At 60.5% G+C, this 26,007-nt stretch carries 17 protein-coding genes; 13 read left to right on the top strand and 4 right to left on the bottom strand.

Annotation, left to right across the window (positions count from 1 at the left end):
• Positions 1–46 precede the first annotated feature (46 nt).
• Positions 47–2,149, top strand: coding sequence for an alpha/beta hydrolase family protein (locus OHL18_RS05655; protein ID WP_263373849.1), 2,103 nt, complete (start codon positions 47–49; stop codon positions 2,147–2,149).
• Between the two features lie 58 nt (positions 2,150–2,207).
• On the opposite strand, the gene OHL18_RS05650 is transcribed toward OHL18_RS05655, so the two are convergent.
• A complete protein-coding gene (locus OHL18_RS05650; protein WP_263373848.1) occupies positions 2,208–3,071 on the bottom strand; it encodes a helix-turn-helix domain-containing protein in 864 nt (287 codons plus the stop codon).
• A 213-nt stretch (positions 3,072–3,284) separates the two neighbouring features.
• Here OHL18_RS05650 and OHL18_RS05645 point away from each other — a divergent pair, with 213 nt between their 5' ends.
• The 3 genes from OHL18_RS05645 to OHL18_RS05635 all read left to right on the top strand — a co-directional run bounded on the left by OHL18_RS05645 (position 3,285) and on the right by OHL18_RS05635 (position 6,890).
• On the top strand, positions 3,285–4,523 hold the full coding sequence (locus OHL18_RS05645; protein ID WP_263373847.1) for a fibronectin type III domain-containing protein: 1,239 nt from the start codon (positions 3,285–3,287) through the stop codon (positions 4,521–4,523).
• A gap of 98 nt (positions 4,524–4,621) precedes the next feature.
• On the top strand, positions 4,622–5,614 hold the full coding sequence (locus tag OHL18_RS05640; RefSeq protein ID WP_263373846.1) for a transaldolase: 993 nt from the start codon (positions 4,622–4,624) through the stop codon (positions 5,612–5,614).
• A gap of 100 nt (positions 5,615–5,714) precedes the next feature.
• Positions 5,715–6,890: an acyltransferase family protein gene (locus tag OHL18_RS05635; RefSeq protein WP_263373845.1), complete on the top strand. Its 1,176-nt coding sequence runs from the start codon at positions 5,715–5,717 to the stop codon at positions 6,888–6,890.
• Between the two features lie 5 nt (positions 6,891–6,895).
• On the opposite strand, the gene hslU is transcribed toward OHL18_RS05635, so the two are convergent.
• Together hslU and hslV are read right to left on the bottom strand one after the other, a co-directional pair.
• The gene (gene hslU, locus OHL18_RS05630; protein WP_263373844.1) at positions 6,896–8,530 is read right to left on the bottom strand and encodes an ATP-dependent protease ATPase subunit HslU; all 1,635 of its coding nucleotides are present in this window, start codon (positions 8,528–8,530) and stop codon (positions 6,896–6,898) included.
• 318 nt (positions 8,531–8,848) lie between these two features.
• Positions 8,849–9,487, bottom strand: a complete 639-nt coding sequence (gene hslV, locus OHL18_RS05625; RefSeq protein ID WP_263373843.1) for an ATP-dependent protease subunit HslV — start codon at positions 9,485–9,487, stop codon at positions 8,849–8,851.
• 207 nt (positions 9,488–9,694) lie between these two features.
• Here hslV and OHL18_RS05620 point away from each other — a divergent pair, with 207 nt between their 5' ends.
• The 5 genes from OHL18_RS05620 to atzF all read left to right on the top strand — a co-directional run bounded on the left by OHL18_RS05620 (position 9,695) and on the right by atzF (position 17,660).
• Positions 9,695–10,678 (top strand): Vgb family protein, encoded by a 984-nt coding sequence (locus OHL18_RS05620; protein WP_263373842.1) that lies wholly within the window; start codon positions 9,695–9,697, stop codon positions 10,676–10,678.
• Positions 10,679–10,788: 110 nt separating this feature from the next.
• The gene (locus tag OHL18_RS05615; RefSeq protein WP_263373841.1) at positions 10,789–11,514 is read left to right on the top strand and encodes an urea amidolyase associated protein UAAP1; all 726 of its coding nucleotides are present in this window, start codon (positions 10,789–10,791) and stop codon (positions 11,512–11,514) included.
• A gap of 42 nt (positions 11,515–11,556) precedes the next feature.
• Positions 11,557–12,231 carry an urea amidolyase associated protein UAAP2 gene (locus OHL18_RS05610; protein WP_263373840.1) on the top strand — a complete coding sequence of 225 codons (675 nt, stop codon included), beginning with the start codon at positions 11,557–11,559 and terminating at the stop codon, positions 12,229–12,231.
• 13 nt (positions 12,232–12,244) lie between these two features.
• Complete coding sequence (gene uca, locus OHL18_RS05605) at positions 12,245–15,850, top strand: urea carboxylase (protein ID WP_263373839.1); 3,606 nt, start codon at positions 12,245–12,247, stop codon at positions 15,848–15,850.
• Positions 15,851–15,857: 7 nt separating this feature from the next.
• Entirely contained in the window at positions 15,858–17,660 is a 1,803-nt protein-coding gene (gene atzF / locus OHL18_RS05600) for an allophanate hydrolase (protein ID WP_263373838.1), read from the top strand.
• 6 nt (positions 17,661–17,666) lie between these two features.
• Here atzF and OHL18_RS05595 read toward each other — a convergent pair whose 3' ends face one another.
• On the bottom strand, positions 17,667–18,395 hold the full coding sequence (locus OHL18_RS05595; RefSeq protein ID WP_263373837.1) for a glutathione peroxidase: 729 nt from the start codon (positions 18,393–18,395) through the stop codon (positions 17,667–17,669).
• A gap of 274 nt (positions 18,396–18,669) precedes the next feature.
• Between OHL18_RS05595 and OHL18_RS05590 the strand changes: the two genes are divergently transcribed.
• The 4 genes from OHL18_RS05590 to OHL18_RS05575 all read left to right on the top strand — a co-directional run bounded on the left by OHL18_RS05590 (position 18,670) and on the right by OHL18_RS05575 (position 25,998).
• Positions 18,670–19,569 (top strand): LysR family transcriptional regulator, encoded by a 900-nt coding sequence (locus tag OHL18_RS05590; protein ID WP_263373836.1) that lies wholly within the window; start codon positions 18,670–18,672, stop codon positions 19,567–19,569.
• A gap of 439 nt (positions 19,570–20,008) precedes the next feature.
• Positions 20,009–23,779 carry a TonB-dependent receptor gene (locus OHL18_RS05585; protein ID WP_263373835.1) on the top strand — a complete coding sequence of 1,257 codons (3,771 nt, stop codon included), beginning with the start codon at positions 20,009–20,011 and terminating at the stop codon, positions 23,777–23,779.
• Between the two features lie 91 nt (positions 23,780–23,870).
• Positions 23,871–24,884, top strand: coding sequence for an MBL fold metallo-hydrolase (locus tag OHL18_RS05580; RefSeq protein ID WP_263373834.1), 1,014 nt, complete (start codon positions 23,871–23,873; stop codon positions 24,882–24,884).
• 100 nt (positions 24,885–24,984) lie between these two features.
• On the top strand, positions 24,985–25,998 hold the full coding sequence (locus OHL18_RS05575; protein ID WP_263373833.1) for an MBL fold metallo-hydrolase: 1,014 nt from the start codon (positions 24,985–24,987) through the stop codon (positions 25,996–25,998).
• Positions 25,999–26,007 lie beyond the last annotated feature (9 nt).

Here is a 26,007-nt window from a genome sequence, read left to right as displayed (position 1 = left end):
ACGTCTACTCGCGGCGTTCCAGCAGCTTTTCAGCTACCCTCTCTGCATGTCTCTCACAATCTGGAGCCGTTTCACTCTCGTTCCGTTCGTCCTGCTCGCTGGAATTGCCGCCGCCGAAGAGAAGCCTGCCACCTTCCCCACGAACGAACAGCTTCGCCACTTCAAAGCGATGGGCGATCCCAGGCTCTCGCCCGACGGCAAGCAGGTGCTGCTCCGTATGGTCGACGCGACCGCAGAAGGCGCGAAGGGGCATCTATGGCTGGTCCCGGTGGATGGCTCAGCGGCGAGACAACTGACCTATTCGCCCGATGCGGACAAGACCGGCGAGCGCTCCGGCATGTGGATGCCCGACGGGCAGAGCATCCTCTTCCTCGCCCATCGCGGCGAGCACACCTCGCTCTTCCTGTTGCCAATGAACGGAGGCGAGGCGAAGGCCTTCGAGTTGAAGGTCGCGCCGCTTGCCGATAACTCAAAGCTGCCCGGAGCTCTTCCTACAGCGGCGCCCGACGCGGCGAAGAGCGCTAAAGATGACAAGCCGGAGATGGTTGCGATCGATGTTGCGGGCTTCCGAATCTCTCCGGATGGCAAGGCCATCGCGCTGATCGCGGACGATCCGCAGACGGCCGGCGAGAAGAAGCAGAAGGACGCGAAGGCGGACGCGGCCTGGGTCGATCACGACACCCACGGCTCTCGGCTCTATCTCCTCAATGTAGCTTCCAGCAAGCTTACGGTCGCAGGAGTTCCGTTCGACGTTCGCGGAGCCGAATGGAGTTCCGACTCCAGCAAGTTAGTTGTGGAACGCGAAGAGCCCAACGGCGTATCCGAGCTTGGCCCGTCGATGAGCGGATGGGTCGTCTCAATGAGCGATCCGGCGCATCCGTCGAAGGTTGACGACCTGCCTGCGACGCTGGAGGCGGCGGCCTGGTCGGAGGACGGAGCCTCGCTCATCTACCTGGCGCAGGCAAAGCACGAAGCCCCTCCCGGCTATTCCGATCTCTATACCTACACTCTGGCAACAAAGACCACGAAGAACCTGACCGACGGCTTCGATGGCTCAATCGGCAGAATGGAGCCGCTGCCGCTGAAAGACGGATCGATCCTTGAGATCGCCGAAAAAGGTCTCACGACGACAGCCATCAAGTACTCCCCCGATGGACGCGCCTCGGTGATCGAATCGCCTTCGGCAACCGTCTCCGGCCTGGTGACGAACTCTGCGGAGTCGGGCTTCGCATTCCTGGGCAGCAGCGGTGGAAGCGCGCCGCAGCTCTTCTATACCGCCTCGCTGGGTGAAGCTCCGAGGGCGCTGGCAACTCCGCCGCTCGTCCCCGACGGCGTGAAGTCACTCGCTCCAAAGCGCATCTCGTGGAAGAGCGATGGCTTCACCATCGACGGCATGCTCTACCTTCCGCCCCAGGCGGCAACCGAGAAAGTACCTCTTGTCGTCGAAGTTCATGGAGGCCCGCTCGGCGCGTATCTCGATAGTTATTCGATCTTCGTTGACTACCTTCTCGGCCAGGGCTGGGCGGTATTGGAGACGAACCCGCGTGGGAGCACCGGTCGCGGCGCGGCCTTCGCGGCAGCCAACAAGAACGACCTCGGCGGCGGCGACTATCGCGACATCATGGCCGGCGTCGACTACGTTCTTAAGACGGCACCCATCGATCCCGCAAAGCTGGCGCTGACCGGCTACAGCTACGGCGGCGAGATGGCCGGCTTCGTCGAGACCAAGACCGAACGCTTCAAGGCCATCGTCAGCATGGCACCGGTCATCGACCAGAACAGCGAGTACGGGACGGAAAAGGGTTCCTGGTACGACCAGTGGTACTTTGGCAAGCCGTGGGAGCATGAGGCCGATGCCTGGCGGCAGAGCCCGCTCTCAGGCGTCGCCCATGCGAAGACTCCGTTTCTGTTGATCCAGGGCGAGAGCGATACCACCGATCCCCTCGGCCAGTCGCAGGAGATGTACCGCGCACTGCGCCAGATGAAAGTTCACGTGGATCTCGTCACCTACCCGCGAGTCGATCACGGCCCGCTTGGCGGAGCGATCTACGGCTCGCCCACCAACGAACCGTGGCACGGCTTCGACGCTCGGCGCCGGATCGTCAACTTCATCGCCAAGAGCTTTGGCGAACCCGAGCCGGAAAAATAAGAGACCCGCCGGATTCGCCGGGCCATGGAACTCTACTTCAACCGCACCTTAGTTCCTCTTACAGAACTGGCGAGGCCCCTGTCTTCCTCATCACCCGGTTGGCTTGATCCCCATTGGACTGGCCGTCCGGTCTTCCTTTCGCCTGCGCGGAAGGAAGCGTTCTCCCCCGGTTTGGCGATGCTCCGTTGAGATGTCCCGCGCGACCGCTGGTGTAAGGAATCGGTTGCTGCAGCGTGACGATGATCGCTGTCGCCGACTCCTCTCCGGAGCACTGATAGCTGTGCACCGTGTCCGCATCGAAATAGATGGCGTCACCGGCATCGATGTGGTGAGTGACCTCGCCATGCTGGATATCGAGACGGCCCGAGAGCAAGAACAGGAACTCGCAGCCCGTGTGCTGGTGCGCCCTGGCCTCACGCCCCTTTTTGGCCGGAAGAAACTCCGCGAAATACGGATCGAGCTGGCGGTCGGGAACCATGTATCCCAGGCTCTCGAAGAAATAACAAGGATCCGCGACTCCGCTTTGCGGCAGACGCACGCGGTCCTTCGCGCGGTGGACGCGAAAGAGCGTCTGCGGCTCCGGCTCGAAGAAGTAGCTGAGGTCCTTCGAAAAGACCATGGCAATGCGTGCCAGGTTACGCAGCGTCGGAACCACACGGCCCGTCTCGAGCTGCGAAAGGAAGCTGGCGGAGAGGCCGGTGTGCCGCCCAAGTTCGACCAGCCCCATCGACTTTTTCAGCCTCAAGTGCTTAATCCGCTCGCCGATGCGCTTCTCCGCGATAAAGCTCTCGGCGGCCTCGCCGTCAACCTGCGGGCCGGCTTGCTCGAGGTCGGCAGTCTTGATTTCGGGGGAGAACAGGGCAGAGCCGATAACCGGCTCAGAGACGTCGGGTGTTGCGGCAAGGGCAGAAGTCCTGGGCATGAACAGTCCTTAGAAAATATCTATTTGTTTACCTTACCAATAGATGTTGTTACTGCGTCAAAAGTTCTCCACTTGGATCATTATTTTTTCGACCGCTTTCGCGGGCTACGATCAAGCCAGGGTCAAGAATCCAGACGACTCTCGGGCGTTCTGTCGATGCATTAGGCTAGAGAGATGGACATGGAGCAGGCTGGATTGCGGTTGAGAAGGGCCTTGCCCCGGACGTTTGCCGCATCTTCGGTGTTTTTCGCGGCGCTCCTGGCAGGCTGCGCCAACCCTGGGCCGCCGCGGCCGCCTTCCCTACAACTCCCTGAGATGGTGAGCGACCTATCCGCCGAGCGCATTGGCGACCGGGTCCATCTGCGGTGGACGACACCCTCCCGGACCACCGATGGCCTGGACATCAAAGGCGCTTTGGCCGCGGAGATATGCCGCAGCGCAGGTGCGCCACCGCCTAAGACGAATGCAGCGTCGAAAAAAGCGCCACCAGCGTGCATCGCCGTTCAAAAGGTTCCCACGTCGCCGGGAGCCGCTTCAGCGTGGGACGATCTGCCGCAAGCGTTGCTGGCAGATCCGGCCGGGCTGTTGACTTATCGAATCCAGATTCTCAACGCCGCAGGCCGGTCGGCCGGAGCATCCAGCTCAGCGGCTTTTGCTGCATCGGGTGCTGCTCCTGCGCCGGTCGCTTCGCTAACCGCGTCGGCCAGCGAAGCTGGCGGTGTCCTTACCTGGAAGGCGCACGACGGTGGTGAGGCATTGCTGGTCGACCTCGCCCGTACTGATCTGGCACAGCGAAACTCGCCATCTGCCGCTGGGGCAAGGCGCTCGAGCGCCCCTGTCGCTGCGCCGGCTCGGCACGGAAAAGGGGCGAGATCCAACCAGGCAGACGCCGACTTTGGCGAGATTCACTTGCGAGCACGAGCCGAAGCCACGGTAGCTGCAGCCGACGGTCTGGCCGGCACGGTCGATACCTCTGTGGAGATGGGTGAAAATTATCGCTATGTGGCTGAGCAGGTTCGAGTTGTAACTCTTGATGGCCGCACATTGGAGATCCGTAGCCAGCCCACGGTTCCGGTTACGCTCGCGATGCGGGATACGTTCCCACCGAAGGCTCCCACGGGTTTGGCTACCATTCCAGGTGAAACTGAGGCCCTAAACGGATCGTCGGCGATCTCCTACATTGATCTCTCCTGGGAACCGAGCTCGGAGCCGGATCTCGCCGGATACTTTGTCTACCGTCAACTTGCGCGGCCAAACGGCGATCCGCAAGGCCCATTAGGGAAGATGACGCCGTTACCGATAGCCGCTCCGGCGTATCGGGATGTGGCGGTCGCGCCCGGTCAGCGTTATATTTATTTCGTAACGGCTGTCGACGCTTCTGGAAACGAGAGCGCGCCGTCGGCGAAGGCCCAGGAAGTTGCCGCAGCACAAAACGTCGGTTCGCCGCACTAAGCAGTCGCCAGACTTTCGTTGCCGCTCCGCAGATTGCGCCGCAGCGTCTACCTAAAATTCCGATCCATCCACACGCGCACCATAAGGGAGTAAACGCAATGGCAACTCTTCTCGAACAGCTCAAGAAAGTGACCACCGTCGTCGCCGACACCGGGGACATCAACTCCATTGAAAAGTTCAAGCCAACGGACTCGACGACCAATCCCTCCCTGATCGCCGCCGCCGCCCAGATGCCGGAGTACGCGCAGATCGTCGACGACGTTCTGAAGGAGTCGCGCGAGGCTCTCGGCGACAAGGCGACCGACGAGCAGGTTGCCAACCAGGCGTTCAAGTCGCTCGCCGTGGCCTTCGGCAAGAAGATCCTGCAGATCGTCCCCGGCCGCGTCTCGACCGAGGTCGACGCACGCCTGAGCTACGACACCGAAAAGACGCTGGAGCAGGCCCGCGACATCATCGCGCAGTACGACAAGGCCGGCATCGGCCGCGAGCGCGTGCTGGTGAAGATCGCCTCCACCTGGGAGGGCATCAAGGCCGCCGAGATCCTCGAGAAGGAAGGCATTCACTGCAACCTGACGCTGCTCTTCGGCCTGCACCAGGCGATCGCCTGCGCTGAGGCCAAGGTCACCCTGATCTCGCCCTTCGTCGGACGCATCCTTGACTGGTACAAGAAGGACACGGGCAAGGACTACACCGGCGCGGACGATCCGGGCGTGCAGTCCGTCACGACCATCTTCAACTACTACAAGAAGTTCGGCTACAAGACCCAGGTGATGGGCGCTAGCTTCCGCAACATCGGCGAGATCACCGAGCTTGCCGGATCGGATCTGCTGACCATCGCTCCGAAGCTGCTGGCCGAACTCGATTCGACTGAAGGCGACCTGCCGTTGAAGCTTGATGCGGAGAAGGCGAAGACGCTCGATATCCAAAAGATCACCATCGACAAGGCGACCTTCGACAAGATGCACGCCGAAGACCGCATGGCCCACGACAAGCTGCAGGAAGGCATCGATGGCTTCTCGAAGGCGCTCGAGGATCTCGAGAAGCTGCTGGCAAAGCGTCTGCAGGAGCTTGTGCAGCCAGTAACCGCATAAGGATCGCATCACAAACAAGGATGGCGGCCTTCTGGCCGCCATCCTTGCTTGTGGTCTCGCTAAGGTTGTTCCTCAGCCCGATTCCCCATACGATTGCCGGATGGGCTTATCCTCCACCACTGCAAAGCCTGAGCTCTCTACCTCCGCCCCCGGAGGCTTCGCCCATATCCCACAGCTTGACGGCGTGCGCGGCCTCGCCATTCTGCTGATCCTGATTCACCACTCGCTCTCTTCGAATCCTCAGACAAATTCGCGGGTGATCGCCTTCTTCATCGCGATCCGGGAGTCGATGTGGGTTGGCGTCGATCTCTTCTTCGCGCTCTCCGGCTTCCTCATCACGGGCATCCTCTTCGACTCGTTGAGCGGCTCCCACTTTCTGCGCAACTTCTATGGCCGGCGCGCGGTCCGCATCTTTCCGCTCTACTACCTCGCGCTCTTCATGGTTTGGCTGATGGGCCTTCCTATCGCGATGCACTGGAGCGGCTACGAGTGGGTGCTGATCGCTTACCTCGATAACACGCGGCTTTGGATCGGCCATGCAGTGCCTCATCCGCTGGTCGACCTGACGGGGCACCTCTGGTCGCTCGCGCTGGAAGAGCAGTTCTACCTCGTGTGGCCATTGCTTGTGCTGCTATTGCGGGATCGCCGCAGGCTCATCGTTACCGCGCTTGCTCTTTCCGTCGTGGCTCTGGGTCTCCGCTGCGTGCTTGTGGCGCACGGCACTCCAGAGGAGATCACCTACAAGATGCTTCCCTGCCGACTCGATGGCTTGCTGCTGGGAGGCGTATTGGCTCTGGCGATCCGCGGACCTCGCCGCGAACTCTGGCTTCGCCGCGCGCCCATCGTCTTCCTCATCTCTTCTGGGATTCTGCTGCTCGTTGCGATCCGCGAGCACGGCATCGACTGGCAGCACAGCCGATTCATCAACTCCGTTGGCTACACGCTCACCGCGCTTGCGTCGACCGCGCTGATCGCGATGACCCTCAGCTCAGGCTCACGGCTCGCACACACCTTCAGACAATCGTGGCTTCGTTGGTTCGGACGCTACAGCTACGGCATCTACGTATGGCACATGATCGTGCCATTCCTAGTGGTGCCGCCGCTTCATTCCGCGCTAAGTATGCATCTGCACAACAAGCTGCTGTTGCTGCTCGCCAACGCTGTTGCCGGAGCGACCGTCAGCATTGCCGTAAGCGTGCTCAGCTATCAGGCGTTCGAGGTCCACTTCCTGCGCCTCAAGCGGTTCTTTGCCTATCGCGGGCTGAGAGCACAGTAAACGGACTAGAGAATGTAACGGCTTAGGTCCTGGTCCTTCACGATGCTGGCGACCTGTTGCTTCACGTACTCCGGATCGATGACGATGACCTTCTCCGTTCCGGTTGCCGTCTGACGTTCGATCACCGGAAGCGGTGGCGACGGTGGCTGAGGTTCAGCCGTCAGCGGAGCCGACGCGCCGATCTCGGCAACCACACCTTCTTCGGTGGCCTCAGGCCGTGGCGACTTGAACAGGTCGGGCGCCTGGAAGCTGATCTCGTCCAGCACGCGCTCCATGATCGTGTGCAGACGGCGGGCTCCAATGTTCTCGGTCGTCTCATTCACGCGGAAGGCGAACTGCGCCATCTCGAGGATCGCTTCCTTGGTGAACTCAAGCTTCAGACCTTCGGTCTCGAGAAGCGCGGTCGATTGCTTGACCAGCGAGGACTTCGGCTCCGTGAGGATGCGGACGAAGTCGTTCACGGTGAGCGAGTGCAGCTCGACGCGGATGGGAAAGCGGCCCTGCAGCTCCGGAATCAGGTCGCTTGGCTTCGAGACGTGGAAGGCGCCTGCCGCAATAAACAGGATGTGGTCGGTCGAGACCATGCCGTACTTGGTGCTGACCGTGGTGCCTTCGACGATGGGAAGGATGTCGCGCTGGACTCCTTCGCGCGAGACATCGGGGCCGTGGCCACCCTCGCGTCCAGCGATCTTGTCGATCTCGTCGAGGAAGACCATGCCGGAGTCTTCGACACGTTCGACAGCGAGCCGCGTGACCTGGTCCATATCGATGAGGCGCGACTCTTCTTCCTGCACCAGATACTCGAAGGCTTCAGAGACCTTCATCTTGCGCTTCTTCGTGCGCTGGCCGAAGAGACCCGGCAGCATCTCGCGCAGGTCCATGCCTTCGCCGCCCTGATCGGGGCCGGAGTTCGGGCCCATGTTGCTGATTACTTCAAAGCTTTGCGTGTTGCGGTCACGCACGTCAAGCTCGACGATGCGGTCGTCCAGTTTGCCCTCGCGAAACTGCTGGCGCAGCTTCTCGCGAGTGCGGGTATGACTGTCGCCCGGCTTGTCGGACTTCTCGGAATTGCTCCCATCGACCGGCGAAACCGGCAGCTCAATCACCTTCGATTCGTCAACCGGCGGCGGCACAACCGATATCGGCGAGACCGACGCATTGGCGGCCACTGAGATCGGCGGAGGAGGCAGCAACAGGTCGAGCAGCCGGTCTTCGGCGTTCATCTCGGCCTTCTCTTCCACGTCGTCCAACTTCTCGTCGCGCACCATGTCGATGGCGATCTCAACCAGATCGCGGACGATGGATTCGACATCACGCCCCACATAGCCAACCTCCGTAAATTTAGAGGCTTCCACCTTGAGAAACGGAGAGTTGGTCAGCTTCGCCAGCCTGCGCGCGATCTCCGTCTTGCCGACGCCCGTGGGCCCGATCATGATGATGTTCTTCGGCATGATGTCTTCGGCGAGCTCCGGCGGGAGCTTCTGCCGCCTCATGCGGTTGCGCAGGGCGATGGCGACGGCGCGTTTGGCCGCCTGCTGGCCGACGACATATTTATCGAGCTCCGCGACGATTTCGCGCGGCGTCATCTCGTCGAGTGCGAGGGCCTGGTCTTCTGCGGTTCCGGGGAGAAAAATTGCCATATTCTCATTCACTCATTTCCAACCATTTCGGTCCCTAATGTAACTACCTAAATCCCATCACGATCCAGACAAGCAAGACTCCGGAAGCGACCGCGCTGCCAGCAAGCTCGATTGCCTAGATCGAGCGCTTTTTCTGAAAGAAAAAAACGGCAAGAGCCCATGCGACGAATGCGGTCGATATTTGAACGAGCCATTGACGATGGGCCCAGTAATCCGAGTCTTTCGCCGAAATGAAGCAATTGGCAGTAGCGCACACCGCAAGGAACGTGAACCAGTAGGGCAAAAGTTTCCGGGCTATCTTTGCGACGCTTGTCATGCTTACTCCGACTTCAATTCTTCAATCGTCATCTGGTCGTTCGTATAGATACAGATCTGTCCCGCAATCGCCAGCGACTTCGTCGCAATCTCGCGCGCCGTAAGGTCCGTGTTCTCCATCAACGCCCTTGCCGCAGCGAGAGCATAGCTGCCGCCCGACCCAATCGTGGCGATGCCTTCATCCGGATCGATCACGTCGCCCGTCCCGCTTAGCAGGAAGGTCGATTTGGCGTCCGTCACGATCAGCAGCGCCTCAAGCTGGCGAAGCATCTTGTCCGTGCGCCAGTCCTTCGCGAGCTCGACGGCAGAGCGTCCGAGATTTCCGGCAAACTGCTCCAGCTTCGTCTCAAAGCGGCTGAAGAGTGAAAACGCGTCGGCGGTCGATCCCGCAAATCCTGCGAGAACCTTGTCGTTGTAGAGCTTGCGAATCTTCTTCGCCGAGCCCTTCATTACCGTTGCCCCAAGCGAGACCTGCCCATCGGCGGCCATCACGACGGAGTCGCCCCGGCGGACGCAGATGACGGTGGTGGAACGGATGCGGCGGCCCTCGCCAAGGTCAAGCGGGTGGCCGGTCGAATTCGGTGCTGCCTGGTCCAGGGTGATGCTGTCTGAAGCTGTAGAAACGGTCGATTTATCGCGCATTATGGTCACTCTTCAGTATAACGCGCACGGGCCGCCGCCGGTTCCCTGCCTTCCTATCGGCAGACATACAAGGAGACCTATCTCTGCCATAGAGAATTCCCATAGCCAGGCTCTCCACCGTCGCAGTTTGTTCTAGTTAAAGCTGCTCGTCCCCACAAGCGACAACCTCTCGTTCAACCAGCTTCGTTGCAGGAGCAACTCGTATCTATGGCTTCGATCAGCACTAAAGGACGCAATCTCGTCCTGCTTGCCTCGGCAATCCTCACTGCCACAGCCGCCATGGCACAGCAACCCGCCCCAAAGCCCCAGGGCCTTCCCGCAGTCTCGCGTCCGCTTAGCGAACTGAAGCCCACCAACGTCTACCAGGTCGCCGGCTCGCCTGACTGGAAGGTGATGGCGAAGGATTCGGTCTGGGTGACCAGCGCGCGCGCGAATCACGTGGTGCAGCTTCTGCCCGGGTCCGAGAAGACCGGCATCGTCGTCGACGTTCCCAAGCCCTGCTCGAGCCTCGCGTACGGCTGGAACTCCATCTGGATCCCAAGCTGCGGCGCGAAGAAACTTCTCCGCGTGGATGAGACGACGGGCAAGACCCTTGCCGAAATCCCCGCCGACCCAGCCAACTCCGAGGGCGGCATCACCACCGGCCTCGGTGCGGTCTATATCGTCGTAAAGCCCAGCACATTGCTGAAGGTCGATCCGGAGACAAACACCGTTGTCGCGAAGCTCGATCTGCCCTCGGATTCCGAGAATCCTTTCTTCGGCAATGGCTTTGTCTGGGTCACTTCGTTTGGGCACAACGCGTTGCTGAAGGTCGATCCGCAGTCAATGAAGCTGGTCGCGAACATCCCCATTGGCCCGAAGCCGCGCTTCCTTACCGTCGGGGCGGGCTCGGTGTGGGCTTTGAACCAGGGCGACGGCACGGTCTCGCGCGTGGACATGGCAAGCGGCAAGTTGGTCGCTACCATCGAGTGCGGCCTTACAGGCGAAGGCGGCGAGATCACCTTCGGCGCGGGCTCGGCCTGGGCGACGCTGTTCAATATTCCGCTGACGCAGATCGACGCGAGCACCAACAAGGCAGTAAAGCAATGGGCGGGAAAGGGTGGCGACGGACTGCAGTTCGGCTTCGGCTCGCTATGGCTCTCGAACCTCGCCCAGCAGACGGTATGGAGAATCTCGCCCGATCAGAAGTAGACTGGACGGGCTGAGCAATCACCTCATTCCCAAGCGGTCATTCTGAGCGCCGCGAAGAATCGCTGCATTTCGTCTTTGATTCCGCTCGTCTCATCAGAAAGGTTGTTCCTTTGTCGTTCGAAGTGTCCTCCGAAACTCTCTGGCAGGAGACGCTGCCCGGCTCCTCGACCTGGTCGCATGTTCTCAAGCGCGGCACCGCGCTCCGCATCACAGCGGGCGGCGATCACGCCAACGTGGGTGCGCTGATGCTGAACGCAGACAACTTCTCCGAGCGGCTGAACCTGCCCGACACGCTGAAGGCGCAGCACATCGCGCGACTCACCACCGGTGCCGTCCTCTACTCCGACATGGCGCGTATCCTCTGCTCCATCACCGACGACACGCTGGGCTGGCATGATCCACTCGGAGGCTGCTCCGACGCGGCGATGGTCGCAGCAAAGTACGGGCCGCTCGACTACCAGACAGCGCGGAACGACTGGCACCAGAATGCGCTTGATGGCTTCTTGATCGAGCTCGCCAAGTACGGCTTGGGCCCGCGCGACCTGATGATGAATATCAACTTCTTCAGCAAGGTCGAGGTGAAGGACGACGGCACCATGACCTTCATCGAAGGCCACGCCAAGGCAGCCGCCAGCGTGGAGCTTCGCGCGGAGATGAACACGCTCGTGATTCTCAACACCTGCCAGCACCCCATGGATCCTGACCCGGCTTATCGCAGCGTACCCGTCGAGCTTGAGATCAAGCGAGTTCCCGCTCCCGCGGCCGATGATGTCTGCCGCAACTTCCGCCTGGAGAACGCTCGCGGCTTCACCCTGACCGAACGTTACTTCCTCTAGAATTTGTATCTTTTCCAGTTACACATGCAGGAGCTTCACACGATGCCAGAAGCAGTTCTAGTGACGAGTCCGCGAACACCCGAGACGGCGATCTTCTCTGCCGATGTTCTCGCCGGGGACTCCTTCGTTCATGAAATCAGGGCAGGCGAATACATCCGCATCGTTGACCTTGAAGGTAACCAGGCCGTCGATACACTCTTCTACAACGCGCATGATTACTCCGATCGCTACAGCGCACAGGACACGATCCGCGCCCAGTCGAACATCTACCTGACCAGCGGCACGAAGCTCTATTCGACCGAGCGGAACGTGCTGCTGAGCATCGTCGCCGACACCTGCGGCCGCCACGATACTCTCGGCGGAGCCTGCTCCTGCGAGAGCAACATGGTTCGCTACTCTATCGACAAACGCTCCATGCACGCCTGCCGCCAGAGCTTTCTGAAGGGGGCGCTGGCATGGTCGGAGAAGACAGGCCGCGGGATGGGCAAACGCGATCTCGCCGCCAACATCAACTTCTTCATGAACGTCCCGGTCACTCCAGCGGGCAAGCTGACTTTTGAGGACGGCGTCTCCGACGCAGGCAAGTACGTCGAGTTGCGCGCGGAGATGGACACGCTCATCGTCATCTCCAACTGCCCGCAGTTGAACAACCCTTGCAACGCCTATAACCCCACGCCGGTGCGCGTCCTCATATGGGATGCGGAGGCCGCGAACTAGCATCAGGAGCAAGATGTTCAAGAAAGTCCTTATCGCAAACCGCGGCGCAATCGCGACCCGCATCGAGCGCACACTGCGCAGAATGGGCATCGCCTCAGTCGCCGTCTACTCCGAAGCCGACGCGCATTCGTTGCATGTCTTCGAGGCCGATGAAGCCGTGGCCATCGGGCCCCCGCCCGCAGCCCAGAGCTATCTCGTGTTCGATAAGATCTTCGCTGCTGCTGCCGAGACAGGCGCCGAGGCGATCCATCCCGGCTACGGATTCCTCAGCGAGAACGTTCACTTTGCGCGAGAATGTGCCGATCGCGGGATCAAGTTCATCGGCCCCGAACCAGCGCACGTGGAGGCCTTTGCGTTGAAGCACACCGCGCGTGAGACAGCGAAGCGCTGCGGTGTTCCACTACTTCCCGGCACCGGCCTGCTCTCGGATCTCGAAGACGCGCTGGCGCAGGCCGAGACGCTGAAGTATCCCGTGATGCTCAAGAGCTCCGGAGGCGGCGGCGGCATCGGCATGAAGGTCTGCTACTCCGCCGAGCAGCTTGGTGAGACTTATGACTCCGTATTGCGGTTGAGCAAGGCCAACTTCGGCGATAGCGGCGTCTTTCTCGAGAAGTACGTCGCGCGCGCGCGACACATTGAAGTGCAGATCTTCGGCGATGGCAAGGGCGGCGTGATCGCGCTCGGCGAACGCGATTGCTCCGCGCAACGACGTCACCAGAAGGTGCTTGAAGAGACCCCAGCGCCGGGCCTCACGGATGCAACGCGGCAAGAGCTCTACAAGTCCGCGATTGTGCTCGGCAAGGCGGTAAACTACGCATCGGCTGGCACTGTTGAGTTCATTTATGACGACGACACCAGCGAGTTTTACTTCCTCGAAGTGAACACACGGCTGCAGGTCGAACACGGCGTGACCGAGCAGGTCACCGGGGTCGATCTCGTCGAATGGATGGTGCTGCAGGCATCGGGCGATCTTGCTCCGCTCGATTCCTTCGAGATCAAGCCCACGGGCGCAGCGATCGAGGCTCGCGTCTACGCCGAAGACCCCGCGCAGAACTTCCAGCCCTCGCCCGGCAAGCTGACGCTGGTGCGGTTCCCCGCGCCGGAGCTTGCGCGTGTAGAAACGTGGATCGAGTCCGGCTCGACGATCACACCGTTCTACGACCCAATGATCGCCAAGATCATCGTCACCGGCAAAGATCGCACCGAAGCCTTGGCGAAGCTGGATGCCGCGCTGGCAGCGAGTTTCATCGATGGCACCGAGACGAACCTTCGCTACTTGCGCAAGGTTGCGGCCACTCCGGAATTTGTATCTGGCAAAGTTACAACTGCATTTCTGGGTACGTTCGCATTCGAACGCAACGCGATTGAGATTCTCGAAGGCGGAACGCAAACAACGATTCAGGACTACCCCGGCCGCACCGGCTACTGGAACATCGGCGTGCCCCCATCCGGCCCGATGGATCATCTCTCTTTCCGCATTGCCAATCGCTTGGTCGGCAACAATGCGGGGGCAGCAGCGATTGAGTTCGCCACCATGGGTAGCCGCATAAAGTTTCATTCAGACGCGACCATCGCGCTGACCGGCGCAGACATGGGCGCGAAGCTCAACGGCAAACCCGTTGCGCGCTGGGGATCAATCCACGTGAAGGCTGGTAGCACGCTGTCTCTCGGGGCCGCGTCCAAAGAAGGCATCCGCGCCTACCTCGCGCTGCGCGGCGGCATCGACACGCAACCGTACCTGAACAGCCGCAGCACGTTCATGCTCGGCGGCTTCGGCGGCCATGCTGGTCGAGCGCTTCGTGCGGGCGACGTGCTACATCTGGGAGCGCCTGACGCCGTAGTGAGCGAACCGGCAACGCTTCCAATAGAGTTCATACCACAACTAACGCGAACATGGGAGATCGGCGTTCTCTTTGGCCCGCACACCGCTCCGGACTTCTTCACCGAAGAAGACATCGAGATGCTCTTCGCGACGCACTGGAAGGTCCACTACCAGAGCGACCGCACCGGTGTGCGCCTCGTCGGCCCCAAGCCCACATGGGCGCGGCCCGATGGTGGCGAGGCTGGTTTGCATCCCTCGAACATTCACGACAACGCGTACGCCATCGGCACGATCGACTTCACCGGCGACATGCCCATCCTGCTTGGCCCGGATGGCCCCAGCCTCGGTGGTTTCGTCTGCCCCGCGACCATCGTGCAGGCGGAGCTATGGAAGCTCGGACAGTTGAAGGCCGGCGACACCGTCCACTTCAATCGCATCACGCTCGCTGAAGCTGAAGCGCTGGAAGCCGCGCAGGACAAGTTCCTCGAAAACTTCACCTCCGCTCCTCTTGCCCTGCCAACGAGCTCCACGCCAGAACCGGCCATCATTGCGGCCTTCACCGACCGACCGCAGAAGATGGTCTTCCGCGCCGATGGCGATAAATACCTCCTCATCGAGTACGGCGAACTCGAGCTCGATCTCTACCTGCGCTTCCGCGTTCACATCCTCGAGCAGAAGTTGCGTGAAGCCGCTCTTGACGCCATCATCGATATCACACCCGGCATCCGCTCGTTGCACATTCATTACGACAGCCGCAAGCTGGCGCGTGCGAAGCTGATCGAGTTACTGAACGATCTCGACCGCACCATGCCTGAGCTGACGGACATCACCGTACCCTCGCGCATCGTCCACCTGCCGCTCTCGTGGGACGACCCGCAGGCGAAGATCGCGCAGGAGAAGTACATGCAGGCGGTGCGGCCCGACGCTCCATGGTGCCCGTCGAACATCGAATTCATCCGTCGCATCAACGGCCTTGACTCGATCGATGATGTCTATCGCATCGTGCATGAGGCAAGCTATCTCGTGCTCGGTCTCGGGGACGTCTATCTCGGCGCACCAGTGGCCACACCGGTCGACCCGCGCCATCGCCTCGTCACTACGAAGTACAACCCGGCCCGTACATGGACGCCGGAGAACGCGGTCGGCATCGGCGGAGCGTACATGTGCGTCTACGGGATGGAGGGCCCAGGCGGCTATCAGCTCGTCGGTCGCACGATCCAGGTCTGGAATACGTGGAAGTCCACGCCGGCCTTCGCCGAAGGCACGCCGTGGTCGCTGCGCTTCTTCGACCAGATCCGGTTCTATCCGATCAGTGCGGAAGATCTGCTGAAGGCCCGCGAGGACTTCCCGCATGGCCGCTTCGAACTACGCGTCGAAGAGACGACGTTCAACTTGAAGGAGTACCAGGCCTTTCTCGACTCCATCGCCGTCGAAGCCACAGCCTTCAAGAAGCATCAGAAGGCATCGTTCCACGCCGAGCGCGAACGCTGGGTCGCGGCGGGCCTAATGACGCCCGCAGAGCCCGAGGCCGCGCCCGAAGAGACGGCCGCTGCCGTCATTCCCGAAGGCTGCGAAGGCGTCTCGTCGCCAGTAACGGCGAGCGTCTTCCAGATCGTAGTGAAGCCAGGCGACAAGGTCGCGGACGGGCAGAAGCTGATCGTGCTCGACGCGATGAAGACGGAGATCGTCGTCGCCTCGCACGTCGACGGCATCGTTGAAGAGATCTACTGCGCGCAGGGAGCATTGGTGCAGAGCGGCCAGTTGTTGCTTTCGGTGCGGCCAATCGAAGAAGCCTAGGAGAACAATGGACATCGCAGCGCTTCACGCAGCCTACGCAGCCGGTGACCAGAACCCGACCTGCGTCATCGAGGCAATCTACGACCGCATCGAGAAGGAAGGTCTGCGTCCGGTCTGGATCTCTATCGTGCCGCGCGAGCAGGCAGTCGCGCGTGCCAAGGAACTTGAAGCGCAGAACCGCACAACGCTGCCGCTCTTCGGCATCCCCTTTGCGGTAAAGGACAACATAGACGTAGCGGAGATGCAGACCACAGCGGCATGCCCGGCATATGCGTACACCCCGGCCGAGTCCGCCACTGTCGTCGCAAGGCTGGAAGCGGCCGGAGCGATCCTGATCGGCAAGACGAACATGGACCAGTTTGCGACCGGTCTGGTGGGCACGCGAACGCCTTACGGCATCTGCTCCAGCGTCTTCAATGCGAAGTACATCTCGGGCGGGTCAAGCGCGGGCTCCGCTGTCGCCGTTGCGAGCAGTCTGGTGACGTTCTCTCTCGGCACGGATACCGCAGGCTCAGGCCGCGTACCTGCGATGTTCAATAACCTCATCGGACTGAAGCCGACACGCGGAGCGATCAGCACGCACGGTGTTGTGCCCGCATGTAAGACGCTCGATTGCGTCTCGATCTTCGCCGAGACCGCGCATGATGCGAGCCTTGTGCTGGCCGCAGCTTCGGGCTTCGATGCGAACGATGCGTACTCGCGCCAGCCTGAAGTCGGCGCGGGCGCATCGCCTTGGGCAGGAGCGCCGACCTTCCGCTTCGGCGTGCCTTCTGATGCCTTGCTCAACTTCTTCGGGGACGCGCAGAATCCCGCGCTCTACCAAGCCACAGTCGAGCAGCTCACAGCGCTTGGCGGCGTTGCGGTAGAGTTCGACCTGCAGCCGTTCCTCGATGCCGCACATCTTCTGTACAAAGGCCCGTGGGTCGCAGAGCGCTACGCAGCGATTGCGAAGTTCATCGGAGAACACAAGGCAGAGATGGACCCGACCGTGGCGACCATCATCTCGGGCGCTGCCAACTACTCTGCGGTCGATTACTTCGACGCCGCCTATAAGCTCGAAACGCTGCGCCGCAGGACAGCAGCCGCATGGCAGAACTTCGACGTGATGCTGCTGCCGACCGCGCCCCGCACCTTCACGATTGAGGAGGTTGCGGAGAAGCCGATCGAGCGCAACAGCATCCTCGGGACGTATACAAACTTTGTGAACCTGCTCGATCTCGCTGCGGTGGCTCTACCCGCAGGGATGCGGCCGGATGGCTTGCCTTTCGGCGTGACACTTATCGGACAAGCGTTCAGCGAAACTGCATTGCTGAAATTGTCGGACAAGCTCCACCGGAAGCTCGCGACGACACTTGGCGGATCGGATCGCAAGCTCGAAGAGGCACCTGCTCTTACGCCCTCAACGCCACCCCACGGCTGCCTGTTGATGGCCGTCGTGGGTGCGCATCTCTCCGGGCAGCCGCTGAACTGGCAGCTTACACAACGCGGCGGCAAGCTCATCAAGACCTCAAAGACGAGTCCGCACTATCGCTTCTATGCGCTGGCCAAGACGACGCCGCCCAAACCTGGACTGGTTCGCGAGCCGTCTTTCAACGGGCCTGGAATTGAAGTCGAAGTTTGGGCGCTGCCTGCGAATACGGTAGGAACCTTCGTAGAAGGAGTGCCGCAGCCGCTCTCTATCGGCACTTTGGAGTTGGAAGACGGCAGCCTAGTTACGGGATTTCTGGTCGAACCGGTCGGGACCGAAGGCGGTCTCGAGATCACGCAACTCGGCGGCTGGCGCAACTACCTCGCGTCGCTTAATAAATAGACCGCACTACTCATCGTCATCATCCCCGCCGCCATCAGAGGGCGGGCCTTCTTTGCCCCCCTTCTTCGGCTTGTAACGGCCATCAAGAATCTGCTCGATGGTCGAGATCATCTCAGGCGAGTCCGGCGTCACATCCTGTCCCAGACGCGCGATCACTTTGCCTTCTTTGTTCACGAAAAACTTGGTGTAGTTCCAGTGCACCGGGCCACCTGCGGGAGCGTCCTTGCTCTTCGTCAAGTAGAGGTAGAACGGAATCACGTCGTCGCCTGCGAGCTTCGAGACGGCCATCACGGGAAACGTCACCTTCGCATCGGCGTATGCCTTTTGAATCTCGGGATCTTTCCCAGGCTCGGCCGCGCCAAAGTCGTTTGAGGGCACACCGATCACGACCAAGCCCTTGTCTTTGTAGGTCTCGTAGTCCTTCTCGAGAGCCGCAAGCTGCGCGTTATAGCTGGACTTACGCGCTAGGTTCACGATCAGGATGTACTTCCCTTTGAAGTTGGTCAGCGGCACATCCTTGCCATCGGCACCGGGCAAAACGTAGTCGTAGGCGGTCTTCTCGGGCTTGGATTTCTTCGTTGCGTCCTTCGTGTCCGCGCCGGTTGTCGCCTTCTGCTTCGCCTTTGCCTGGAACGCACATGCAGGAGAGGTGCAGAGAATCCCAGCCAGCATCACCGCACCAACGCCGCGCATCCACGCGCCAACGCAGGTTGCTGGCTGGCGGTCGGAAGACAAGGCATGATCTGCCGAACGGTGGCGCAAGGGGGCAAAGGCAGCGGAGGGATATCGCACGGGTATGCCTGAGGGTATAGCGCGGTGGGAGAAATCGCCAAACTGCTATATGCTTTTCCTATTCAGGCCATAGAGAAACGAAAGTGTTGCGACTATTCGTATAGCTCGCATCGTCTTTCGCTATAACCAGACAACGTCCCGAGCGATTCCCGTTGGCACACTGCGAACACCTGCACGCCGCGATGCGTGTTATCTCAGTCACGGAACCTAGCCACTGATGGACTTTGACCACCTCAAGACGTTCCTTGAAGTATCGCGGCAGAAGAGCTTTTCCCGAGCCGCGGAAAAGCTCCACGTCACGCAACCCTCGATCTCCGCCCAGATTCGCTCGCTTGAGACATCGCTGGGGCACCGTCTGCTGGAACGCGGCGGCGGCAAGGTAACGCTGACCGCAGCCGGCCGCGTCTTCGAGCCCTTTGCTGAAAGCTGCCTGACGCGGTTGAACCATATGTCGCTGACGCTCGCCGACCTCGAGCGGATGCCGCGTGGCTCGCTCACCGTTAGCGCAAATGAGTCGACGGCGCTCTACGTGCTGCCGGTGTTCTTCAGCAAGTTTGGCAAACAGTACCCACGCGTCTCGCTCAATATCATCCGCGCGGAACGCAGCCGCACGCTGGAACTTGTGCTCGACCGCGAGGTGGAGTTCGGGGTCGTATCGCTCCCGCTCAAAGACAAGCGCCTGCATATTGAGGTCATTCACAGCGACGACTTCGTTCTCGTCGTGCCCGCAGCGCACGCCTTCGCCAAGCTGGAATCGGTGACACTACGCCAGGTATCGCAGCAGCGCCTGCTCCTGCTCAACCAGGGTCGCAAACGGGAGCAGATCGACGAGCTCTTCGAGCAGGAGAAGCTATGCCCGCGCATCGCCATGGAGCTCGACTCGAACGAGCTGCTGAAGCGGCTTGTGCTCAAGGAGATGGGGATCGGCTTCCTGCCGCGCATCAACGTGCTCGACGAAGTTCGCACCGGCACCCTTGCTATCGTACCGATCCATGGCGTCTCGATCTCGCGTGAACTGGCCCTCATCAGTCGCAAGGACCGCGAGTTGACCCGCGCCGGCAATGCCTTCTTTACCTTCGCCACAGGGACTGTGCGGTCTGCCGCCGAGGACCTGTAGACACTCCGCCGTAAGTTATTCGCAGCGAGATGCGCTATCCGTATAGGAAGCCATGAGTTGCGGGCCAAGCCGATGCGGCGCTCCAATGCGCTCGTCATCACGATCTTCTATAGCCGCGATAACGGGATGGCAGATCGCATTGATCTCCGCTTCAACTGACCGCATAATCGGTTTCATCAATCAAGCAACATAGCACCCTTGCCAATGGCGCCGGATTCCTTTATCCGGACCGCATTGAGGCAGACGAGGACGATCTCGGCCCAACTCATGTTGGACGTACGAGATCCTCCGTTTCTTCAGAGTTTCCTGAAGCGGAACCTCCGTCTGAAAAATCTGCGACAGCGCCCAACGGTCCTTCCAAGGCACCAGCGGCTGACGCTCAGCAGAGTCGACCCCAAGAGTCATAGCGACCCCGCACGCCCAAATTCAGGAGGTTCCTTTGAAACGCATCGTTCTGGCCATGCTGGCTATCCTGCTATCTTCCGTTGCTCTGTTCGCGCAGACGAACACCACGTCGCTCTTCGGCACGGTGACCGATGCTACCGGAGCAGTGATTCCGGGCGTCACCATTACGATCACAAACAAGGGCACGGGCAATACGTCCACGGCGACGACCAAGAACGATGGGAACTTCGCGTTCGAGCAGTTGCAGCCGGGAACCTATGACGTCAAAGTCGCCTCTCCTGGATTCAACGAGGCCCATGAGACAGTCGACGTGCTGGTCGCAACACCGAAGAAGGTACTCTACAAGCTGACCCCTGGCGCCAGTGATGTCGTCATCAACGTGGAGACCAATCTCGCCGAGGTCAACACCTCCGACGCGACGCTCGGGAAGAGCTTCAACAGCGCCCAGGTACAGAACCTCCCCTATCTTGCGAATAACGTGACTTACCTGCTCTCGCTGCAGCCCGGCGTGCTCGCGCTCGACAGCGGCGGGGCGACGGGCGGCTTGAACACGGACACTCGCACCGGCATCGTGAATGGGGCGCGCCAGGACCAGAGCAACATCACGCTCGACGGCGTCGACAACAACGACCAGATCTTCGGCTATGCCTTCAACGGAGCATTGCGTTCCACCCGCGATTCGGTCGAGGAGTTCCGCGTAACGACCACGAACTCGAACGCCGACGCCGGCCGCTCCTCCGGTGCGCAGGTCTCACTTGTAACTCGCAGCGGCACAAATACGTGGCACGGCAGCGCCTACGAGTACTACCGCGATCCGGCGACCTCCTCCAACAACTGGTTCATCAAGCAGGCCGAACTCAGCTCCGGGCTGCCGAACACCGCAGCCAAGGTGCTTCAGCACACCTACGGCGCGTCGCTTGGATTGCCCATCAAGAAAGACAAGCTCTTCTTCTTCGGGGCCTATGAAGGATTCAAGCAGGCCAGCGACGTCTCCGTCGGCAGACTCGTTCCGTCCTCTTCCTCTGGCAGCGGCCTGATTACCGGCAACGTGGTTTACCAGGCAACAGACGGCACCTATAAGACGCTTACACCCACCGACATCGCGCAGTTGGATGGACGCTCCAGCGACCCATCCTGTGTGGCGGCCCCTGCCAGCTGCTACGCTCCTGCAACCAATACGGCCGCGGTTGCCTACTTCAACCAGTTCCCGCTCTCGAATGCTCCCGGTGCCTCCGATCCCCAGAACGTAGGCAACTATAATTTTGCCTCGCCAGCGCCGATCCACCAGATCACGAATATTGCCAAGCTCGACTACAACATCACCCCGAAGATGAGCATGTTTGTTCGTGGCAATCTACAGAGCGACAATCAATTGTCGACCCTAGAGTTTCCCGGACTTCCCGCCGCCTCCAGCCTTTACGGCAACAGTAAGGGAGTCGCCGTCGGACATATCTGGTCGATCAACGACCGGATTACTAATAACGCCCGCTACGGATTCATCCGGGTAGGTGCGGCGTCTCGCGGTACCGGCAGCCAACCGTTCATCGACTTCGGCGGCAACTTCGACAACTTGACCGCATCGACGACGTCGTATGTTTACAACGTAGCCACGAACAACTTCGCGGACGACTTTACCTACGTCAAGGGGAGACACACAATCCAGGCGGGTGTGAACCTCTACCTCATCTCCAATGCACAATACTTCGATCAACCTCTACTTCAGGACGGAAGTATCAGCCCGAACCTGTTGTCGACCGCTGCGATCGCAAACCAGGGAGGGAGCTTCGACCCCGGCACCGGGGCCTGCGGCAAGGACTGCGCGCCGGTAGCGGATACGTTCCAAAGCTTCTACAACAGCGACATCATCTCCAACGTCGGTGCCATTGAAAGAGCAACCTCCGGCACAGAGTTCCAGGTAAAGAACAACATGCTCATTCCGCTCGCCAGCGGCGTTCCTACCCACACCTTCAAGAACGTGGAGCAGGAGTACTACGTCCAGGACCAGTGGAAGGCGACCTCGCAGCTCACTCTTACCTTCGGCCTGCGCTACGTCTATCTCGGCGTTCCGTATGAGAAGAACGGACAGCAGATCGCACCCACGATCCCGCTGAACACGTTCCTCCTGAACCGCGAGACTGCGGCCGCCGAGGGTTCGGCATACGACACGGATGTCTCCTTCCGCGCTTCGGGTTCCCCGAACGGGCAGCCCAACTTCTGGAATGCACAAAAGACCAACTTCGCTCCGCGTATCGCGTTCGCGTATGCCACACGGGACAACAAGACCTCTATGCGCGGCGGGTTCGCGCTGAGCTACGATCACTTCGGCACAGGTGTCATTGACGCCTACCAGTCAAGCCCCACTTCCCTGTTCTCCCTCTCGCAGACCAACCAAACCACTTATACCGACATCAACTCCAACCCTCGCTTCACTGGGTACCATGACGTGCCGCTAGTCGCCGGCGCCACATCTCCTCTGGCCTTGCCCTACACGCCGGCGGAGAACCCCTTTACCTTCGACAACAGCATCAACGACAAGCAGAAGACGCCGTATGCGGAGACCTTCAACCTTACCGTGCAGCACGAGTTCCCGAAGAGCGTTTCGGTCACCGCATCCTACGTTGGCCGTCTCGGGCGCCACCTGCTGCAGAACCTTGACGTCGCCATGCCTACAAACCTCTACGATGCGGGAAGCGGCCAGACGTACTTCCAGGCAGCTACCCAGTTCGACAAGATGGTAGACGCCGGCGTGGATCCTTCGACGGTCCCCGACAGCGGCTACTTCCATAACGTCTTTCCCAACTTCCAGGCCAACGGATATACGGGAGCACAGGCCTACTACTCGGTCTTCGCCGTCAATCGCGGTAACGAGACCAATGCGCTCTACCAGGCAGACTGTGCTCCCCAGGTCTCATGCGACTTTGCCGGCACTAACTCCGGACCGTTCTTCCGCTTCTTTTACCCCCAGACCTCTTCCATCTATGTTCAATCCACCACGGGCGTGAGCAATTATCACGCGATGCAGCTCTCGGTTCGTCAGGCGTTGCGCTACGGGCTGGAGTACGACATCAACTACACCTACTCGAAGTCCATGGACGAGGGCTCCGATCCTGAGCGGAGTGGCAGTGGAGGAAGCATCATCCTCAACTCGTTCTCGCCCCATCAGTGGTACGCGGATTCGGACTTCGACGTTCGCCATAACATCACTGCAAACTACACAGCTCCGCTTCCGTTTGGCCACGGCGCTCCCTTCCTGAATCATAGTGGCCTGCTCGATCGGCTGATCGGTGGCTTCCAGTTGAACGGCGTCGTTCACTACAGCACGGGCCTGCCGTTCAGCGCGGTCGGAGAGAACGGCTGGGCAACGAACTTCCAGTCCAACAGCAACATGGTCCAGATCGGCCCCATCCCCACCGGCGGCCACCACTACGATGCGGCGAACCAGGTGATGACCGCGTTGAAGGGAATCACGGGAGCACAAGCCCAAGCCAATCTCCGCTACGCCTACGTCGGCGAGGCGGGACAACGTAATAACTTCCGCTCCGATGGCTACCTTGCCATCGACGACGGTCTCGCCAAGAGCTTCCATACCTGGCGCGAGCAGCAGTTCCGCATCTCGGTCGAGGTCTTCAACGTGATCAACACCAACCGCTTCGCAACGCCAAACATCGACGGAACCACAGCCGCGTTTGCAACCTATGAGAACGCGCCGCAAGCAAGTGCAAATACTACGACGAACCAACCGGGAAACACTTCCCTTCTGCTGCAGCCTCGCCAGATGCAGTTCTCCGGCAAGTACACGTTCTAAACACCCCTTGTCGAGGCCCGGATCGCATCGCTCACGCCTGCGATCCGGGCCTTTTCTTTCTCCAAGTCCAGCTTCATCCCGAGAGGAAAGTATGCCGAACAGTCTTGGCCGTATTGCGACCTTCGCCGCCACTCTTTGTCTTACCTCGAGCCTCGCTCTCGCCCAGTTCCCGCAGCCCGACGGCGGCGGTCTCGAACGCGGCGTCCTGCCCGCGCGCTGGCTCTCACAGGGCAACAAGTGCATGGAGATTCCCGACTGGCAGATCCATGAGTACAACAAGGACTTCTACATCCTGCGCCAGTCGCCCTGCACCGACTTCGAGAAGCCGCTCATCTTCCTCTTCTTTGGCAAAGATAAAGCGCTGCTTGCCGACACCGGCTCCGCCAACGGCAACCTCGTCCCCTCGCTGAAGATCGTCATGAACCGCTGGCTCGCGATGAACCACCGCACCAGCATTCCGCTGATCGTCACTCATACGCACTCGCACGAGGACCACACCTGGGGCGACAAGGCCGTGCAAGCGATGAACGACCCCGCCTTCCCGGTCACCTTCGTTGCCTCGGACATCGAAGCGCAGAAGAAGTTCTACGGCATCAAGAACTGGCCTACGGACGTCGTTCAGTATGATCTTGGCGGCCGCATCCTCGATATCATCCCCATCCCCGGACATACGCATGAAGACCTGGCCTTCTACGACCGCAACACGGGCATCCTGCTCACTGGCGATACGCTGTACCCCGGACGCATCTTCGTCGAACACTTCGCCGAGTTCCAGGAGAGCGTGGTGCGGCTGGCGAAGTGGACCGAAGGCAAGCCGATCGCGCACACCCTGGGCGACCACATCGAACAGACCACCACGCCCTTCCTCGACTATCCCGAGGGCACGCTCTTCCAGCCTGAAGAACACGAACTGGCAATGCCCGTGGGCTCGCTCATCGAGCTGAGAGACGCTCTGCTGTCGATGAATGGCAGGCCACGCCGGCTGGCGATGCGTGACTTCTCCATCTATCCCATGGAGTTCGGACTCATCACGCGCGAGGAGCGCAAGCATGTCGAGGCGTACATGAAGGAGCAGAAGGAACACATGTGGGATCCGCAGAAGTAGTCCGCGCATGTCCCCACTCCGGTTGCAATCCTTCGCCGTTGTGATCGGCGGCGAAGGATTTACGTTTTAGGTTCACCGACTTCATTCCGAGGAGATCCTCTTGAAACTGCCGCTCATCCGCGCTTTGCTCGCCGCTGTCCTCTGCATCGTCTCCTCAACTGCCATCGCACAGCTCCCCCAGCCGAACGGCGGCGATATCGAACGCGGCACGCTCCCCGACCACTGGTACTCGCAGATGCCGAAGTGCATGGAGATCCCCGACTGGCAGGTGCATGAGTACAACAAGGACTTCTACATCCTTCGCCAGTCGCCCTGCACCGACTTCGAGAAGCCGTTTATCTTCCTGATCTTCGGCAAGGACAAAGCGCTGCTGATGGACACCGGATCGCGCAACGGCAACCTCGCACCAGCGCTGCAGCACACGATCAAGAATTGGCTCGCGCGCAATGGACGAACCAGCATCCCGCTGATCGTCGCTCACACCCATGAGCACGACGACCACACCTGGGGCGACAAGGAGTTGCAGGCTCTCAACGATCCCGCGATGCCGGTCACCTTTATCCCGTCGGAGGTCGAAGCCACGAAGAAGTTCTTCGGCATTGCAAACTGGCCAACGGACATTGGCCACCTCGACCTTGGCGGCCGGATCGTCGATCTCATCCCTATCCCCGGCCACAGCAAGGTCAGCGTTGCGCTCTACGACCGGCGCACCGCCGTGCTGCTAGGCGGCGATACGGTCTATCCCGGACGCATCTATGTCGTCGACTTCCCGGCATTCACCGCCAGCCTTGCACGGCTGGTTGCGTTCACCGAGGGCAAGCCCATCGCAAACATACTGGGCAACCACATCGAGCAGTCGGCCACGCCGTTCGTCGACTATCCTGTCGGCACCATGTATCAGCCGAACGAGCACGAGATCGCGCTCGCCCGCGGAACGCTGCTGGAGCTGAACGACGCAGTGATCTCCATGCACGGAACTCCGCGCCGCTACTGTATGCGCGATATCTCCGTGTGGCCGGTCGGCCCCCAGTTCATGAGCCCTGAGGACGAAGCAAAGTTCAAGAAACACAGTCAGCATGAGAAGGACAGGATGTGGGACCACACCCAGCCGTAACTGGTAGGG

Source organism: Granulicella aggregans (assembly GCF_025685565.1).
Lineage (GTDB): Bacteria > Acidobacteriota > Terriglobia > Terriglobales > Acidobacteriaceae > Edaphobacter > Edaphobacter aggregans_B.
The sequence above is the reverse complement of the archived record's forward strand: the minus strand, read 5'-3'. Positions and strand labels throughout refer to the sequence as shown.